At 63.9% G+C, this 16,936-nt stretch carries 14 protein-coding genes; 10 read left to right on the top strand and 4 right to left on the bottom strand.

Features of this window, described 5'->3' with window-relative positions:
* Positions 1 to 37: 37 nt before the first annotated feature.
* From N551_RS0110000 to garD, 9 genes are all read left to right on the top strand, one after another.
* Positions 38 to 1,990 carry a hypothetical protein gene (locus N551_RS0110000; RefSeq protein ID WP_027566866.1) on the top strand — a complete coding sequence of 651 codons (1,953 nt, stop codon included), beginning with the start codon at positions 38 to 40 and terminating at the stop codon, positions 1,988 to 1,990.
* Positions 1,991 to 2,134: 144 nt separating this feature from the next.
* Entirely contained in the window at positions 2,135 to 4,105 is a 1,971-nt protein-coding gene (locus N551_RS0109995) for a S8 family serine peptidase (protein ID WP_027566865.1), read from the top strand.
* Positions 4,106 to 4,113: 8 nt separating this feature from the next.
* On the top strand, positions 4,114 to 5,232 hold the full coding sequence (locus N551_RS0109990; protein ID WP_027566864.1) for a hypothetical protein: 1,119 nt from the start codon (positions 4,114 to 4,116) through the stop codon (positions 5,230 to 5,232).
* A 126-nt stretch (positions 5,233 to 5,358) separates the two neighbouring features.
* A complete protein-coding gene (locus tag N551_RS0109985) occupies positions 5,359 to 6,711 on the top strand; it encodes an MFS transporter (protein ID WP_027566863.1) in 1,353 nt (450 codons plus the stop codon).
* Between the two features lie 122 nt (positions 6,712 to 6,833).
* Positions 6,834 to 7,739 (top strand): LysR substrate-binding domain-containing protein, encoded by a 906-nt coding sequence (locus N551_RS0109980; protein ID WP_027518955.1) that lies wholly within the window; start codon positions 6,834 to 6,836, stop codon positions 7,737 to 7,739.
* Between the two features lie 124 nt (positions 7,740 to 7,863).
* Positions 7,864 to 8,808 carry a 5-dehydro-4-deoxyglucarate dehydratase gene (kdgD, locus tag N551_RS0109975; protein WP_027566862.1) on the top strand — a complete coding sequence of 315 codons (945 nt, stop codon included), beginning with the start codon at positions 7,864 to 7,866 and terminating at the stop codon, positions 8,806 to 8,808.
* Between the two features lie 25 nt (positions 8,809 to 8,833).
* Positions 8,834 to 10,177, top strand: coding sequence for a glucarate dehydratase (gene gudD, locus N551_RS0109970; protein WP_027566861.1), 1,344 nt, complete (start codon positions 8,834 to 8,836; stop codon positions 10,175 to 10,177).
* A gap of 20 nt (positions 10,178 to 10,197) precedes the next feature.
* Positions 10,198 to 11,646 (top strand): aldehyde dehydrogenase family protein, encoded by a 1,449-nt coding sequence (locus N551_RS0109965; protein WP_027566860.1) that lies wholly within the window; start codon positions 10,198 to 10,200, stop codon positions 11,644 to 11,646.
* 124 nt (positions 11,647 to 11,770) lie between these two features.
* The gene (gene garD / locus N551_RS0109960; RefSeq protein ID WP_027566859.1) at positions 11,771 to 13,312 is read left to right on the top strand and encodes a galactarate dehydratase; all 1,542 of its coding nucleotides are present in this window, start codon (positions 11,771 to 11,773) and stop codon (positions 13,310 to 13,312) included.
* A 91-nt stretch (positions 13,313 to 13,403) separates the two neighbouring features.
* Here garD and N551_RS0109955 read toward each other — a convergent pair whose 3' ends face one another.
* The 3 genes from N551_RS0109955 to N551_RS0109945 all read right to left on the bottom strand — a co-directional run bounded on the left by N551_RS0109955 (position 13,404) and on the right by N551_RS0109945 (position 15,887).
* Entirely contained in the window at positions 13,404 to 13,760 is a 357-nt protein-coding gene (locus tag N551_RS0109955; RefSeq protein ID WP_027566858.1) for a hypothetical protein, read from the bottom strand.
* A gap of 379 nt (positions 13,761 to 14,139) precedes the next feature.
* A complete protein-coding gene (locus N551_RS0109950; RefSeq protein ID WP_027566857.1) occupies positions 14,140 to 14,742 on the bottom strand; it encodes a DUF2147 domain-containing protein in 603 nt (200 codons plus the stop codon).
* A 116-nt stretch (positions 14,743 to 14,858) separates the two neighbouring features.
* Complete coding sequence (locus N551_RS0109945; protein ID WP_027566856.1) at positions 14,859 to 15,887, bottom strand: NAD(P)/FAD-dependent oxidoreductase; 1,029 nt, start codon at positions 15,885 to 15,887, stop codon at positions 14,859 to 14,861.
* A 183-nt stretch (positions 15,888 to 16,070) separates the two neighbouring features.
* Here N551_RS0109945 and N551_RS0109940 point away from each other — a divergent pair, with 183 nt between their 5' ends.
* A complete protein-coding gene (locus N551_RS0109940) occupies positions 16,071 to 16,538 on the top strand; it encodes a thioesterase family protein (protein WP_007602045.1) in 468 nt (155 codons plus the stop codon).
* Between the two features lie 13 nt (positions 16,539 to 16,551).
* On the opposite strand, the gene N551_RS0109935 is transcribed toward N551_RS0109940, so the two are convergent.
* The gene (locus tag N551_RS0109935; RefSeq protein WP_007602043.1) at positions 16,552 to 16,872 is read right to left on the bottom strand and encodes a 2Fe-2S iron-sulfur cluster-binding protein; all 321 of its coding nucleotides are present in this window, start codon (positions 16,870 to 16,872) and stop codon (positions 16,552 to 16,554) included.
* Between the last annotated feature and the right edge of the window lie 64 nt (positions 16,873 to 16,936).

The raw sequence follows: 16,936 nt of genomic DNA, 5'->3' as shown, positions 1-16,936 counted from the left end.
TATTTCCGCCTCAACTTTGCCGTTGAAAATGCGGGCCATGATCCCTGTATCCCTTCGCCGTTTCCTCGCTGGTGCCCTGCTGCTCGCCGGGCTCCTCACCGCCCTGCCGCTGGAGCGGGCGGCCGCGCAGGACGCGGGCGCCATGCAGATCAGCTGGGAGGTGCGCAACCGCTTCCGGCTGTTCCGCGAAGAGCGCGACTTCCTGCTCCATGTCGAGAACGCGCGTAACCGCAGCATCCTCGCCGCCGAGCAATCGCTGGAGCTCCAGAGCGAGGGCCGCGGCTGGGCCCGGAACATGGTCAACCGGCTCTGCATCGACCTCCAGGGCCGGGTCAACCAGCCCTGCACCCGCGACAACACGAAGGAAAACTACCTCACCCCCCTCGACCATCCCGTCACCGTGCGTCTCGCCGGCGCGGTGCCGGTCGGCGCCACCTGCGCCTGGTCGTTCGACGACGGCGACGGGCCGCAACAATCCACCTTCGACTGCGCCGAGCCGATCAATCTGCGGGTCCGCTACGGCAAGCAGACGGTCGCGACCGTCGACGTCTCCTCCGGCTCCGATCCAACCCAGCGGGTCCAGACCGAGATCCAGGTCCGCGACATCTTCGTCGCTGGCCTCGGAGACAGCATCGCCTCGGGCGAAGGCAATCCGGACCGGCCGCTGGCGCTGTCGGACGAAGGTTTTTGCTTCCGCTCCTATCTCGGCACCGCCGGCGCGCAGTATTACCGGCCGAGCCGCGCCGGCTTCAAGGGCGGCCGCGCCTGCGAAGCGCCGGATACGCTTGCCAACTGGCAGCGCTACAGCGCGCTCTGGTTCAACTCGCCCTGCCATCGATCGCTCTACAGCTACCAGGCCCGCACCGCGCTGGCGCTCGCGGTACGCTACACCCACGTCGCGGTGACGTTTCTGCCGCTCGCCTGCACTGGCGCCAGCATCAGCGACGGGCTGCTCGGCTCGCAGCGTGCCCGTGAATGCCCGCCCGGCAAGACCGGCGTCTGCAACATCAGCGTGAACGCACAGGTCGCCGAGCTGCGCGAGGCGCTCACCGCTGCTAGGAAACGGCAGCCAGAGCGCACGCTCGACCTCGTGCTGCTCTCGGTCGGCGCCAACGACGTCTATTTCTCCGGCCTCGTCGCCGACGTGATCGTCGAGACCGCAACCGAGCGCGCGATATTCCGGCGCTCCGGCGTGATGGCGAGCGTCGATGATTCCCGAGATGCGCTGGCGCGCGAACTGCCGCAGAATTTCGTCAAGCTACGCGAGGCGCTGAAGCCGCTGGTCGGTGGCGACCTCTCGCATGTGGTCTACGTCTCCTACGCCAACCCGGCGCTCGCCGATGGCGGCGTGCCTTGCCGCGGCGGCCGCGCCGGCTTCGACATCCATCCGTCCTTCAACGCCGATCCGCAGCGCCTCGCCCGCGTGTCGACCTTCGTCGACACCGAATTCCTGCCGCAACTGAAGGGGCTCGCTACCTGCACCCGCGGCGCGCTGTGCCGCGATCCCGAGGCCGACCGCATGACCTTCGTGGATTCGCATCAGGCGGCGTTCGCCGATCACGGCTTCTGCGCGCATTCGGGCAACGATCCCGAATTCGACCGCACCTGCTTTGCCGAGAACGGCCAGAGCTTCAATCCTGACATCGTGAGCGCGGCGAGCCAGCCGATGCTGTGCGGCCGCGGCGCCTCCGAATTCCGCGCCTATCTGCCGCGCGCGCGCTGGATCCGCGACGCCAATGACAGCTATTTCGCCGCGATGACCTATCCGCAAGGCTTGCCGGCAGCAAGCCAGCCGACCGACATCCACGACGCGACCTGGGGCGTGCTCTCCGCCGTCTATGGCGGCGCCGTGCATCCGAGCGCCGAAGGCCACGCCGCGATGGCGGACGCGGCACTGCCGGCCGCAAGCGCCGTGCTGGGGCTGGATGCGGCACCGCCGGGCGTGACACGCGGGCTGCTCGCGCCGCTGCTGCCGGCGGCGCAGCAGTAGGCACCCTGCGCCAAAATGGCGCAGGCGACCTCTCCGGCCTAAATTGAATGCACGACTTCGCCAATGCACGCTAAAGTTGGGCGCAGGGGCTTGGGTCAGACCAAATGCTCGCACGCCCGCCTACGTCACACGGAGGAGGCTGCCTTGGCGAAGCGATCAGCGAGAGGTCCGGCCAAGAAGCGACCGCGAGGTCCCACGCAGCGTAGCAGATCGGCGACCCAAGCTTCGCGAGGCCGGGATCAGGAATCACCGCGTCTGTCCGAGGACACTTGGCGAAGCCTCATTTTCAGGACATTTGGTCACCAGCGCTTCACGCAAGACAGCCCCATCCTGCCGGACGTGTGGCTGGCCTACGCCAAGGCCGACAAGGGGGTGCGCGTCGACATCATCCTAACTCCCAAGACGGGACACGCGCCCGGTGCCATTGCGCAGTCGCTTGAGCAGCGATTGCTGCGCTATCACAGGAACTCCGGCAGAACGACCAGCACGCTCAAAAGCGAGACGATGATCGCGTACAGCAGGTCCTCGGTCGTAGCCAAGCTGACATTTGCAGAGCTGATGCGCGTCGTCATTCCCATGACGAACTGGTGGCGTGACCTTCCCATGCAATTGCGTTCTTTCCAGGAGGTCGAAGAGCGGCTGTCGCAACTGGAAACGCAGCGAACGAAGTTCAAGACCGTCGTCAATACCAGCCAACAATGGGATTACTTCCGCTTCATTGTCTTGGCTGGGTTCATCGACAGTTGGCGCGAGCGTGCCGATCCCGAAGACCTGGCCGAAGTTCTGCAAACCGACGCCAATAATTTTCGGGATATCAGGAGCATCACGGAAGGATTTCTGAGCCAATTCCGCCGGTTCAAGCAAATTCCCGGCGACGAGGACGGAAAGCTGATTTGGAGCATATCACTCAATCGCCGCACGACTGTGTCGCTGTTTCAGTCCCGGCAAGCCGTGAAGGCGGACGCGGCACACAACTTGTTCAAGATCAATACGAAGGGGATCGCCTGGGCCGTCATCGACTGCGGCATCGACGCCACCCATGTTGCTTTTCTTGACCGCGCTAAGAGCAAGTATTCAGAGCCCGGACAGGGCATTCTGCCCGAGCACTCGAGGATCAAGAAAACATATGACTTCACATACTTGCGAACGTTGCTCGCGCTTCAAAGTGGCCGTTTCAAGACCTCGGGCGGGCGACAAGTCGTCGTCACCCAACAGCAACAGCAGGAGCTTGTGGATCTTACGCGCCGGGTCAACCTTGGCCGGGAAATTGATTGGGACATGTTGCTGCCACTGATTACGGTCCCTTACGACAGGTACGAGCCACCCTCGCAAGAGCACGGCACACACGTTGCCGGCATTCTGGCGGGAAACTGGCCCGAGCAGGACAATGACGACAACGGTCCTCTCTTCGGAATCTGCCCCGACCTTACCCTTTACGATTTTCGTGTCTTTGACCAGAACGGTGAGGCGGAAGAGTTCGTGATCATGGCGGCCCTGCAGGTCGTTGCGCATCTCAATCGCTTTCGCGCAAATCCGGTCATCCATGGCGTCAACCTAAGCCTCTCGATAAGGCACGAGGTCATGAGTTACGCCTGTGGACGTACTCCGATCTGCGACGAATGCTCCAGACTTGTCGGCGACGGGGTGGTGGTGGTCGCGGCGGCCGGGAATCAGGGATTCAACCAGCATCCCGAAACAGGCGGCGGCGACTTTGGAAGCTACCGCGTCGCGAGCATCACGGATCCGGGGAATGCAGACGCCGTGATTACGGTAGGTTCAACTCATCGCAGCGAGCCCCACACATACGGCGTGAGCTACTTCTCGAGTAGAGGGCCGACCGGAGACGGACGGCGCAAGCCGGATCTGGTCGCTCCTGGAGAGAAGATCACGGCTCCCATACCGAATCTCGGTTCAAAGCGCATGGATGGGACAAGCATGGCAGCGCCGCATGTGAGCGGCGCAGCGGCATTGCTGATGGCGCGCCACCGCGAGCTGATCGGCAGGCCAACCATGATCAAGCAAATCCTCTGCAAGACGGCCACTGATCTCGGCCGCGAAGTTAGCTTCCAGGGGGCAGGCATGCTCGACGTGCTACGCGCGCTGCAATCCGTCTAGGAGCCGTCATGATCCGATTTGAGGCCTTGAATGCAAAGCACGGCGATGCCCTGCTTATTCAATACCCCTGGAAGAACAGGAAGCGTCTCTGGATCATCGACGGCGGGCCGAAGGGAGTTTGGAAACAGACATTGAAACCGCGATTGGAAGAGTTGCGAGGCGACGATTCCGAACTGGCGGTCGATCTTGCCATGCTGAGCCATGTCGACGAAGACCACGTCACGGGAATCTTGCAGATGACCAAAGGGCTCGCCGAACAGGAGGACGGCGCCGCGGACTTTCTCGAAATCAAGCGATTTTGGCATAACAGCTTCCGTGACATCGTCGGCAGTTCCGCCAGCTTGCAGGCAGGCATGACGTCTCTCGCCGGCACGCAAGCGAAGGCTCAAGTGGCGATGGCCAGTGCCGATCCCCAACTCAACATAGGCGACGGCTCGCTCGACCAGCGCGCGGTTGCCGTTCTTGCCAGCATCGGCCAGGGCCGTGAGCTGCGGGACTATCTGACTAAACTTCAGCTCAGCGGAAACGAGCCGTTCGGTGGCACCTTATCCTCGAAGAGCGGGAGCAAGGTCGTGGATGGCGCCAAGGTCACGCTCGTCGGACCGATTAAATCGCGGCTGGACGCATTTCGACAAAAATGGAAGAGCGAATCCGGCAACGCCGCAGCGCTCGCTGCGTTGTTCCGCGACGATCTTGACGAGTCCCCAACAAACCTGTCGAGCCTCGTGATGCTGGTCGAAATCGCCAAACGTAAGATCTTGCTGACCGGCGACGCGCGCGGGGACGACATCGTCGATGGCTTCAAGGACGCAGGTCTAGATCTGCCTTCGAAGCTCGACATCTTGAAGATGCCGCACCATGGTAGCGACCGCAACATCACCGAGAAGTTCCTCAGGTCATTTCCCGCAAAGCACTACGTGATCTCGGCTGACGGCAAGTACGGGAACCCGGATAGCGATACGATAGAGAACATCGTGAGTGTCCGAGGCGACGGCGACTATACGCTGCACTTCACAAATGATGTGAAGGGCCTCAAGACGCAACTGACGAAGTTGCAGAAAACGCGGTCATTCGAGTTCGAAATCCGCGCAGAGAGCGCTCCATCCCTCGCTATAGAACTCGGATGACGTCGACTCCCGTTCCATCAATCCAAAATCGGCATCGATCGATACTGCCTTGAACTTGGACACTTTGCCGCGCGGACCTCTAGGAGTCGCAGTGGGGAAACGTTTCGAGTTCTAAGGAGGCGCGCAATGAGCGCAGTGATGTCCGCAGCGGACGTGAGAAGGTCTCGCGTCAGGCTGTTCATCGTGACCATGTTGTTCCTGGTCACGACCGTCAATTATGCCGACCGCGCCACGCTGTCGATCGCGGGCCCCGCGCTCTCCAAGGAGCTGCATCTCGACCCCGTCGCGATGGGCTACATCTTCTCGGCGTTCGGATGGTCCTATGTGATCGCACAGGTGCCGGGCGGCTGGCTGCTCGACCGCTACGGCTCCCGCCTCGTCTATGCGTTCAGCATCATCGTCTGGTCGCTGTTCACGACGCTGCAGGGCTGGGTCGGATTCTTCAGCGCCGGCACCGCGATCGTCGTGCTGTTCGGCTTGCGCTTCCTTGTCGGTATCGCCGAAGCGCCCTCGTTCCCCGCCAATGCTCGCATCGTCGCGGCCTGGTTTCCGAGCAACGAGCGCGGGACCGCGTCGGCGTTCTTCAATTCCGGGCAGTATTTCGCCACCGTGATCTTCGCGCCGCTGATGGGTTGGATCGCACACGGCTACGGCTGGCGCTACGTGTTCTTCGTGATGGGTGCGCTCGGAATCGTCATGGGCATGGTCTGGATCAAGACCGTCTACGGGCCGAAAGAGCACCCCGGCGTCAACGAGGCCGAATTCGACTACATCAAGGCAGGTGGTGCGCTGGTCGACCTCGACGCTCCCAAAGACGACCTGAAGCATGAACGCGCGGCCGCTTCCGGTCCGGGATGGGACCATATCCGCCAGCTGCTCTCCAACCGCATGATGCTCGGCGTCTATCTCGGCCAGTACTGCATCAACACGCTGACCTATTTCTTCCTGACCTGGTTCCCGGTCTATCTCGTCAAGGAGCGCGGCCTCTCGATCCTGCAAGCCGGCTTCGTCGCGACGCTGCCGGCGCTGTGCGGCTTCATCGGCGGCGTGCTCGGCGGCGTCATCTCCGACGCGATCCTGCGCAAGACCGGCTCGTTGACGATGGCGCGCAAGATCCCGATCGTCGGCGGCATGCTGCTGTCGATGTCGATCATCGCCTGCAACTATGTCGACGGCCAGGCGCTGGTGGTCGGCTTCATGGCGCTCGCCTTCTTCGGCAAGGGCATCGGCGCGCTCGGCTGGGCTGTCGTCTCCGACACCTCGCCGAAGGAAGCCGGCGGCGTCTCGGGCGGCCTGTTCAACACCTTCGGCAATCTCTCCTCGATCAGCACTCCGATCGTGATCGGCTACATCCTGGCCGCGACCGGCTCCTTCAACGGAGCGCTGATATTCGTCGGCGCCAATGCGCTGGTGGCCGCATTCGCCTATCTCGTGGTCGTGGGCAAGATCGAGCGCGTGGTGCTCAAACGTTCCTCCTGAGGGCTCCCATGGGAGCTTGACCAGGCAACTTAACGGCGGCTTCACGGCCGCCGTCTTTGTTTTGGGAGTAATCGATGCTAGAAGCGCCGGGGAAACGCCTTATCCATCTAAGGCATGTATCGATGTTCGACCTCAATCAGCTCCGCTGTTTCGTCACGGTGGCGGAGGAATTGCATTTCGGCCGCGCCGCCGCGCGGCTGAACATGACCCAGCCGCCGCTGTCCCGGCAGATCCAGGTGCTCGAGCACATCATCGATGCGCCGCTGCTGGAGCGTACCAGCCGCTCGGTACGCCTGACGCCTGCCGGGCGCAGCTTCCTGCCGGAAGCGCGGCGCATCCTGAAGCTTGCGGAAAGCGCCTCGCAGGTCGCCCGCCGTATCGCGCTCGGCAAGTCCGGCTCGCTCAAAATCGGCTTCACCGCGGCCGCCGCCTACGGCTTCCTCCCCGAACTCGTCGCCGCCTGCCGCGCCAAGCTGCCCGAGGTGGACTTCTCGCTGAAGGAGATGGTCTCGGGCGACCAGTTCGAGGCGCTGACCTCGGGCCAGATCGATGCCGGCCTGCTCAGGCCCCCGATCGCGCGCCCCGAAATCGCCAGCCGCCGCGTCGTCGCCGAGCCCCTGCTCGCCGCGATCCCGAAAAAGCATCCGCTGGCGAATGCCGAGACCATTACGATCAAGGATTTCGACAACCAGCCCTTCGTGATGTATTCGCCCTATGAGAGCCGCTACTTTCACGACGTGCTGGTGGCGCTGTTCACCCGCGCCGACATCCTGCCGCGCTATGTCCAGCACCTGAGCCAGATCCACTCGATCCTCGCCATGGTGCGCGCCGGCCTCGGCCTTGCCATCGTGCCGGCGGCGGCGGCGAGCCTGAAGATCGCGGACGTCCGCCTGCGGCCGCTGAAGCTGCGCACCCGCGTCCCGGTCGAGCTGTTCATGGTCTGGCGCCGCGACGACGAGAATCCGCTGCTGTCGGCCCTCGTCAAGATCGCGAGCGAATTGTCCTCGGCGGAGGTGATGGAAGATTGATGCTGAATTCGCATCGGTCGATATAGGCTTTGGCTTGGACCCGCATCGAACGGTCTCCTAAACCACGGCGCATGGACGCGCAGCCTTTGCGTCCTCCACAACATGAGACCAGGGAGCAGCGCCCATGAGCAAGATGACCCCGCAGGAAATGGCCCAGAAGATCGGATCCGGCCTGCTGTCTTTCCCCGTCACGCCGTTCAAGGCGGACTACTCCTTCGACGAGACGACCTACCGCGCCAACATGGACTGGCTCTGCGGCTATGACGTCGCAGGCCTGTTCGCCGCCGGCGGCACCGGCGAGTTCTTCTCGCTGACGGCGGCCGAGGTTCCGCAGGTGGTCAAGATCGCCGTGGACGAGACCAAGGGCCGCGTCCCCGTGCTCGCCGGCACCGGCTACGGCACCGCCACCGCGCGCGAGATCGCGATCGGCGCAGAGAAGGCCGGCGCCGACGGCCTGCTGCTGCTGCCGCCCTATCTCACCCATGCCGAGCAGGATGGCCTTGCTGCCCACGTGGAAGCGATCTGCGCTTCCGTGAAGATCGGCGTCATCGTCTACAACCGCGACAACGCGATCCTCCAGCCCGATACGCTCGCCCGCCTCGCCGAACGCTGCCCGAACCTCGTCGGCTACAAGGACGGCATCGGCGACATCGAGCTGATGACCCGCGTCTACACCAAGCTCGGCGACCGCCTGACCTATATCGGCGGCCTGCCGACGGCGGAGACCTTCGCGCTGCCCTATCTCGACATGGGCGTGACCACCTACTCCTCTGCGGTGTTCAACTTCGTTCCGGAATTCGCCACCAACTTCTATGCCGCCGTGCGCAAGCGCGACCACGCGACGATCCACGCCGGCTTGAAGGACTTCATCCTGCCGCTGATCGCGATCCGCAACCGCAAGAAGGGCTATGCGGTCTCGATCATCAAGGCCGGCATGAAGGTGATCGGCCGTGATTCCGGCCCGGTCCGCCCGCCGCTGACCGACCTCACCGAGCACGAGATCGCGGAAGTCACGGCGCTCGTGAAGAATCTGCCCGCCATCCGATCGTCACAACAGGCTGCAGAATAACGAACGACACAGGGAGGAGCCTGCGATGGCCAAGACCGAGATCACTGGCGCACCGGTCGTCACCGCGATGCAGGTGATCCCGGTCGCAGGCCGTGACAGCATGCTCCTCAATCTGAGCGGCGCGCATGCGCCGTTCTTCACCCGCAACATCGTCATCCTCACCGACAATGCCGGTCACACCGGCGTCGGCGAGGTGCCTGGCGGGCAGAAGATCTGGCAGACGCTGCAGGACGCCCGTGATCTCGTGATCGGCAAGACCGTCGGCGCGATGAACAACATCCTCGCCGATATCAGGACCGCATTCGCCGATCGCGATGCCGGCGGCCGCGGCAAGCAGACTTTCGATCTCCGCGTCATGATCCACGCCGTCACGGCCGTGGAATCGGCGCTGCTCGATCTGCTCGGTCAACATCTCAACCTGCCCGTCGCAGCCCTGCTCGGCGAGGGCCAGCAGCGCAACAGCGTCGAGACCCTCGGCTATCTCTTCTTCGTCGGCGACATCAGTAAAACCAAGCTCGGCTATGTCAGCGGCGAGACCGGCAAGAGCGAATGGTTCAACCTCCGCCATCAGGAGGCGATGACGCCGGAAACCGTGGTGCGGCTCGCGGAAGCCACCCACGACCATTACGGCTTCGCCGATTTCAAGCTCAAGGGTGGCGTGCTGCGCGGCGAGCAGGAGATCGAGGCCGTCACCGCGATCGCCAAGCGCTTTCCGAATGCGCGGGTGACCCTGGATCCGAACGGCGCATGGTCGCTCGACGAGGCTGTCAGCCTCTGCAAGGACATGCACGGCATCCTTGCCTATGCCGAGGACCCCTGCGGCGCCGAAGGTGGCTTCTCCGGCCGTGAGATCATGGCCGAGTTCCGCCGTGCGACCGGCCTGCCGACCGCGACCAACATGATCGCGACCGACTGGCGGCAATTGTCCCATGCGCTGCGCCTCGGCGCGGTGGACATTCCGCTGGCCGATCCCCATTTCTGGACCATGCAAGGCTCGGTGCGCGTGGCCCAGACCTGCCGCGACAACGGCTTGACCTGGGGTTCGCACTCCAACAACCATTTCGACATCTCGCTCGCCATGTTCACCCATGTCGGCGCCGCCGCCCCCGGCAAGGTCACCGCGATCGACACGCACTGGATCTGGCAGGACGGCCAGGCCCTGACCAAGGAGCCACTCCAGATCAAGGGCGGCAAGATCGCCGTGCCTGGGAGGCCGGGCCTGGGTATCGAAATCGACAGGGCCGCCATCGACGCCGCGCATGACCTCTACAAGCAGCATGGACTCGGCGCCCGCGATGACGCTATTGCCATGCAGGACCTGATCCCCGGCTGGACCTTCGACGACAAGCGTCCCTGCCTCGTGCGTTAGAAAATTCGGAGGAAGAGATTATGACTGCGATCCTGAAGAACTTCATCGGCGGCGAATGGGTCGATGGCTCCGCCGTCACCAAGAACATCAACCCCTCCAACACCAACGACGTCGTGGGCGAATACGCCAAGGCCGACAAGGCGCAGACCGAGAAGGCCATCGCAGCCGCCAAGGCCGCCTTCCCCGCCTGGGCGCAATCGACGCCGCAGGCGCGCTACGACGCGCTGAACAAGATTTCGCTCGAGATCATCGCCCGCAAGGAAGAGCTCGGCCGCCTGCTCGCCCGCGAGGAAGGCAAGACGCTGCCCGAGGGTATCGGCGAGGTCGCGCGCGCCGGCCAGATCTTCGCATTCTTCGCCGGCGAGGCGCTGCGCATGATCGGCGAGAAGGGTGCCTCGGTGCGTCCCGGCATCGACGTCGAGCTCACCCGTGAGCCGATGGGCGTCGTCGGCATGATCACGCCCTGGAATTTCCCGATCGCGATCCCCGCCTGGAAGATCGCCCCGGCGCTCTGCTACGGCAACACCGTGGTGTTCAAGCCTGCCGAGCTGGTGCCGGGCTCGGCGCATGCGCTGTCCGAGATCATCACCCGCTCCGGCATCCCGTCCGGCGTGTTCAACCTCGTGGTCGGCTCGGGCTCCGTGGTCGGCCAGACCCTGATCGAGCATCCCGACGTCGCCGCGATTACCTTCACCGGCTCGGTGCAGACCGGCCGCAAGATCGCGCAGGCCTGCGTGACCTCGAGCAACATGAAGAAATTCCAGCTCGAGATGGGCGGCAAGAACCCGCTGGTGGTGCTCGACGACGCCGATCTCAAGACCGCCGTCGAAGTCGCCGTTAACGGCGCCTATTTCTCCACAGGCCAGCGCTGCACGGCGTCCTCACGCCTGATCGTCACCGAAGGCATCCATGATCGCTTCGTTGCGGCGATGACCGAGCGCCTGAAGGGTCTGACGGTGGACGACGCGCTCAAGGCCGGCGTGCATATCGGCCCCGTGGTCGACCAGAGCCAGCTCGACCAGGACCTGCGCTACATCAAGATCGGCCAGGACGAGGGTGCCAAGCTCGCCTGGGGTGGCGAGTTGCTCAAGCGCGAAACGCCCGGCCACTACCTGCAGCCGGCGCTGTTCACCGAGGCCAACAACAACATGCGCATTTCGCGCGAGGAGGTCTTCGGCCCGGTCGCCGCCGTCATTCGCGCCAAGAACTACGAGGAGGCGCTGGCGATCTCCAACGACACCGAGTTCGGCCTTGCCTCCGGCATCTGCACCACCAGCCTGAAATACGCCTCGCACTACAAGCGCAACAGCGAGTCCGGCATGGTGATGGTCAATCTGCCGACCGCCGGCGTCGACTATCACGTGCCGTTCGGCGGCCGGAAGGGTTCGAGCTACGGCGCCCGCGAACAGGGCTCCTATGCCCGCGAGTTCTACACGACGGTGAAGACCGCCTATACCTTTCCCGGCTAACCACGGGCAAGATATCGTAGGGTGGGCAAAGCGAAGTGTGCCCACCGCCTTACGTTCGGTGTGAAGATGGTGGGCACGGCGCGTTGCGCCTTTGCCCACCCTACGGCTTCGGAGGCAAGCGCAGATGGACCAGTCAGTCGCAGCGAAAGAACAGCCTCGCTACATCAAGCTCAACGAGCGCGACAACGTCGCGATCGTGGTCAATGATTTCGGGCTTCCCGCCGGCTCCCGCTTCGCCAGCGGGCTGACGCTGCGTACCTTCGTGCCGCAAGGCCACAAGACGGCGCTGGTCGACATCCCGCAGGACGCCCCGATCATCCGCTACGGCGAGGTGATCGGCCATGCGCTCGCGCCGATCCTGGCCGGGGAATGGGTGGACGAAGTGCGCATCCGCATGCCGGAGGCCCCTGCCCTCGACAAGCTGGAAATCTCGACCGCTGTGCCCGCGCCGCTGCCGCCGCTCGATGGTTTCACGTTCGAAGGCTTTCGCAACTCCGACGGCTCGGTCGGCACCAAGAACATCCTCGGCATCTCCTCATCCGTGCAATGCGTCAAGGGCACGATGGAATATGCGGTGAAGCGCATCCGCGCCGAGCTGCTGCCGCAATACCCGAACGTCGACGACGTCGTGCCGCTGACGCATGCGTATGGCTGTGGCGTCGCCATCAACGCGCCCGACGCCGTGATTCCGATCCGCACGCTGCAAAACATCGCGCAGAACCCGAACTTCGGCGGCGAGATCCTGGTCATCAGCCTCGGTTGCGAGAAGCTCGCGCCCGAGCGTCTGGTGCCGGAAGGCGTCAGCAACGCCATCGTGCGCATGCAGGACGAAGCCTTCGACGGTTTTGGCGCCATCGTCGATGCGATCATGACCCAGGCCGAAGCCCGCCTGAAGATCCTCAACAAGCGCACCCGGGAGACCTGCCCGGCCGCCGATCTCGTCATCGGCCTGCAATGCGGTGGCAGCGACGCCTTCTCCGGCGTCACCGCCAATCCTGCCGTCGGCTTCGCCGCCGACCTGCTGGTGCGCGCCGGCGCCACCGTGATGTTCTCGGAAGTCACCGAAGTGCGCGACGCGATCCAGTTGCTCACCCGCCGCGCCATCAACGAGGACGTCGGCCGCGCGCTGGTCCGCGAGATGGCCTGGTACGATTCCTATCTGGCCCGCGGCGGCGCGGACCGCAGCGCCAACACCACGCCGGGCAACAAGAAGGGCGGCTTGGCGAATATCGTCGAGAAGTCATTGGGCTCGATCGTCAAGTCCGGATCGTCCGCAATCACCGGCGTACTCTCGCCCGGCGAGAAGGCGACGCAGAAGGGCATGCTGTTTGCGGCAACGCCGGCGTCCGACTTCATCTGCGGCACGCTCCAGCTCGCCTCCGGCATAACGCTGCAGGTGTTCACCACAGGCCGCGGTACGCCCTATGGCCTTGCGGCTGCGCCCGTCATCAAGGTCGCGACCCGCACCGAGCTGGCCCGACGCTGGAAGGACCTGATCGATTTCGATGCCGGCGGCATCGCCACCGGCGACAAGACCATCGAGGAGACCGGCTGGGACCTGTTCCGCTTGATCCTCGACGTCGCCAGCGGCCGCACGCAACCCTGGTCGGATCGCTGGGGCATCCACAACGATTTGACGCTGTTCAATCCGGCGCCGGTGACCTGAGCACTGGGCGCGGACGCTGTCTCGCCGCGCGGATGCGTTGGTGCGAGAGCCTCGTTTCGGCGCTACGCATCGCCTGGGATGACGCTTCCGTTTACGTCATGCTGCCCGGCATGAAGCAGCGCACGCGTGGATGGCCGTCGATGTAGTGCTTCCACACCATGGTGCGGCCGATCTTGTTCGGCTCGGTGATAACGGCGCCTTCGGGCACGACGACCCATTCGCCCTCGAGATGCACGCGATAGCGGCCCCTGTCGGATTCCCAGTCGACATCCGCGACCACATAGCCGTCGGCATCCGAGCAGCATTGGCCGTATTCGCTGTGCAGGCTCTCGAACCAGGGCTTTAACGGCGAGTTGGCGTAGCGGCCGTCATCACGCGCCATCGTCGGGGCGGTCAGCAGCACCGTCAGAACCAGCAGCATGGCGGCACGCGGTATTGCACGTCTCATGTCGTCTCCGCGGATCGAGGTCATCGCCGCGGGGCGATAGTTGCCGTCCGCCTCCGCGACTCGGCGAAGGCGTCAAGGATGGCGACTCATTCCCCCAACAGCTTTGCGGATAGCTATGCAAATCCGGCGCCACCGCGCATTCCGGGGAACTACTGGCGCGCGTCCGGCACGCATTGGTCTTTCGACGGGTATCACCGCTGCTCGCGCGCCAAGGTCTCCGCTGTCTCAGCCGGCCGCATCCGCGATTGCGCACGGGGGCCACGGACACCGCGCAGGAACATGGAGAGGCTGCGGCGTACTGGAGTCCCCCGCCTTCGCGAGCAATGACGGCGGTGTGTGGAGCTACGGAAGTTCAGACGGCACAGTGCGCGACGTAGACCTACTGCTTCGGCGCTGGCGCCATCATCGCGCCGCCCTTCTTCGCCGGCGCCGCAGGCATCGGCTTGGTCGCGGCGGTCGCTTGCGCCGGGAGATATTTCGCGACGATAGCGGGATCGACCTGCGCGATGTTGGTGTCGGGAAGACGCGTCCAGGTTTCGTCCTTGCCGAACAGGGAAATGCCGAGGAAGCCGCGCATCGTCAGGGTCTGCCCATCCGGGCTGACCGTCATCTTGGCCTTCCAGATGTTGCCGTCGCGCGGATTGACCACGTTGCCGCCGTCATACTTCAAGCCGTCGCGCTTCATGTCGCGGATAAAGGAGAGCCCGAGCACCGGCGCGTTCTTGCGATCGTCCGTGCATTTCGCGCAGATCTCGTTCGGGTCGTCGCCGGGCCGCGGGAAGGTTTTTGCGATGACACCTTCGAAGATGCCGTTGTGGTCGATGAAGAGGAACCATCCCACCGTCTTGCCGTCTTCGACCTTCTGCCAGAGACCCGCGGCGGTCGGCTGCTGCACTTGCGCCGCAACGGGGCTCATCGCACCGAGCGACATCGCGAGCGCGAGGAGCGAGAACAGCCGAAAGCTGGAAAAGAAAGTCCGCATTATGATCACCTTGCTGAGCCAATCGCCTTGCCAAGCCGCCTACCGCAATGGCCGCAGACTACGGCGATTTCGCGAACTGTTCCAGCACCAGAAACATGGGGCATCGCCCGCCGCCGTCAGTTGACGCCGAGCTTCTTTTGCAGGCTGGAGGACGAGGTCGTGTACTGGAACACGAGCCGCTTCTCCGGATAGACGTAGCGATGGGCTTTTTGCGACATCAGCGCGCCCTCGTGGAAGCCGCACAGGATCAGCTTGATCTTGCCGGGATAGGTGTTGATGTCGCCGATCGCGAAGATGCCTGGCACGTTGGTCTCGAACGCGGACGTCTCGACCGGCACCAGATTGTTCTCCAGCGCGATGCCCCAGTTCGCCACCGGACCGAGCTTCATGGTCAAGCCGAAGAACGGCAGCATGGTGTCGCAGGTGATTTCGGTCACGCTGTTGTCGTTGCCCTTGACGGTGGCGCCGCTCAGCTTCCCCTCGCTGCCCGACAGCGCGGTGACCTGGCCGAGGCGCATATCCATCTTGCCGGCCGCGACCAGCGCGCGCATCTGCTCGACGCTGTGGGGCGCGGCGCGAAAATCGTCGCGACGGTGCAAGAGCGTGATGCGCTTGGCAATCGGATGCAGATTAAGTGTCCAGTCGAGCGCGGAATCGCCGCCGCCCACGATCAGCACGTTCTTGTCGCGGAACGTCTCCATCTTGCGCACGGCGTAGTGCACCGAGCTTCCTTCATAGGCTTCGATACCCGGCACCGGTGGACGCTTGGGCTGGAACGAGCCGCCGCCGGCCGCGATCACCAGCACCTTGCATTCGAACACCTTGCCGGCGTCCGTGGTGCAGCGGAACAGGGGATCGCCGATCTTCTCCACGGTCTCGATCATCTCGCCGAGATGGAAAGTCGGATGGAACGGCTTGATCTGCTCCATCAGCGCGTCGGTGAGGCCCTGCCCCGAAACCTGCGGAATGCCGGGAATGTCGTAGATCGGCTTTTCCGGATAGAGTTCTGCGCACTGGCCGCCGACCTTGTCGAGGATGTCGACGAAATGCGTCTTCATGTCGAGAAGGCCCAGCTCGAAAGCGGCGAACAGACCGCAGGGGCCGGCGCCAATAATCAACACATCGGTTTTGATCGCGTCGCTCATGTCGTCTCTTTGTCGGTCGATATCGGTGGGACGGCGCCCTGTGGGCCGAGGTGACCCTTGCCTGTCTAGCCAACGGGGATGGATCAGGGAAGGCATAAAAGCGGGAGCGCCCCGCAGCCGGCCCCACTTGCCGGGTCAGGATAACTGGGCTGTAACCAGCAACGATATGACGGAGATCAATCGGTGAACGCACCAAGCCGCCTCGATACGACGCCGCGCCTGGAGGACTATCCTTTTCGCCTCAGCGACAACGTCCGCTTCGGCGATCTCGACCCCAATCAGCACGTCAACAACGCGGTCTACGCCACCTATTTCGAAACCGGCCGCGTCACGCTGATGAAGCTCCCGGAATACGGCCTGACGCCGCCCGGACTTGCCTGGATCATGGTGCGGCTCGACATCCATTTTCGCGCGGAGCTGCACTGGCCGAATACGATCGAGCTCGGCCTCGGCGTCGCGAAGCTGGGACGAACGTCGGTGACGTTCGAGCAGGTGGTGTTTTCGGAAGGGAAGTGCATTGCATCGGCGACATCGGTCGCCGTGATGATCGACGAAGCGTCGCGCCGGCCAACGCCACTGATCGCGGAAGTGCTCGAGAAGCTCAGGCCCTGGCACAAGCGCGGCATCGAGGTCGCGCCGCCGAGCACATGAATAGCTAAGAGAGTTAGGCCTGGCGTTCCGGCGTCGCCACCACGAGGCCGTCGAGATCGTCGGAGACCTTGATCTGGCAGGACAGGCGCGAGTTCGGGCGCACGTCGAAGCCGAAGTCGAGCATGTCCTCTTCCATCGGCGTCGGGCTGCCGACCTTCTCGCGCCACGCTTCGTCGACATAGACATGGCAGGTGGCGCAGGCGCAGGCGCCGCCGCATTCGGCCTCGATGCCGGGAATGCTGTTGCGGATGGCGGCTTCCATCACAGTCGCGCCGTTCTCGACGTCCACCGTACGGGTTTCGCCCTTGTGATCGACAAAGTGGATTTTGGCCATGTGTGCTCGTGCTGCCGCGATCTAGGGAATGAAGGAGGGTCCGGGCTGTCCTATAACGGGTCGG

The organism is Bradyrhizobium sp. URHA0013, assembly GCF_000518345.1.
GTDB lineage: Bacteria > Pseudomonadota > Alphaproteobacteria > Rhizobiales > Xanthobacteraceae > Bradyrhizobium.
Note: the sequence above shows the minus strand (reverse complement) of the source record. Positions and strands in the feature narration are given on the sequence as shown.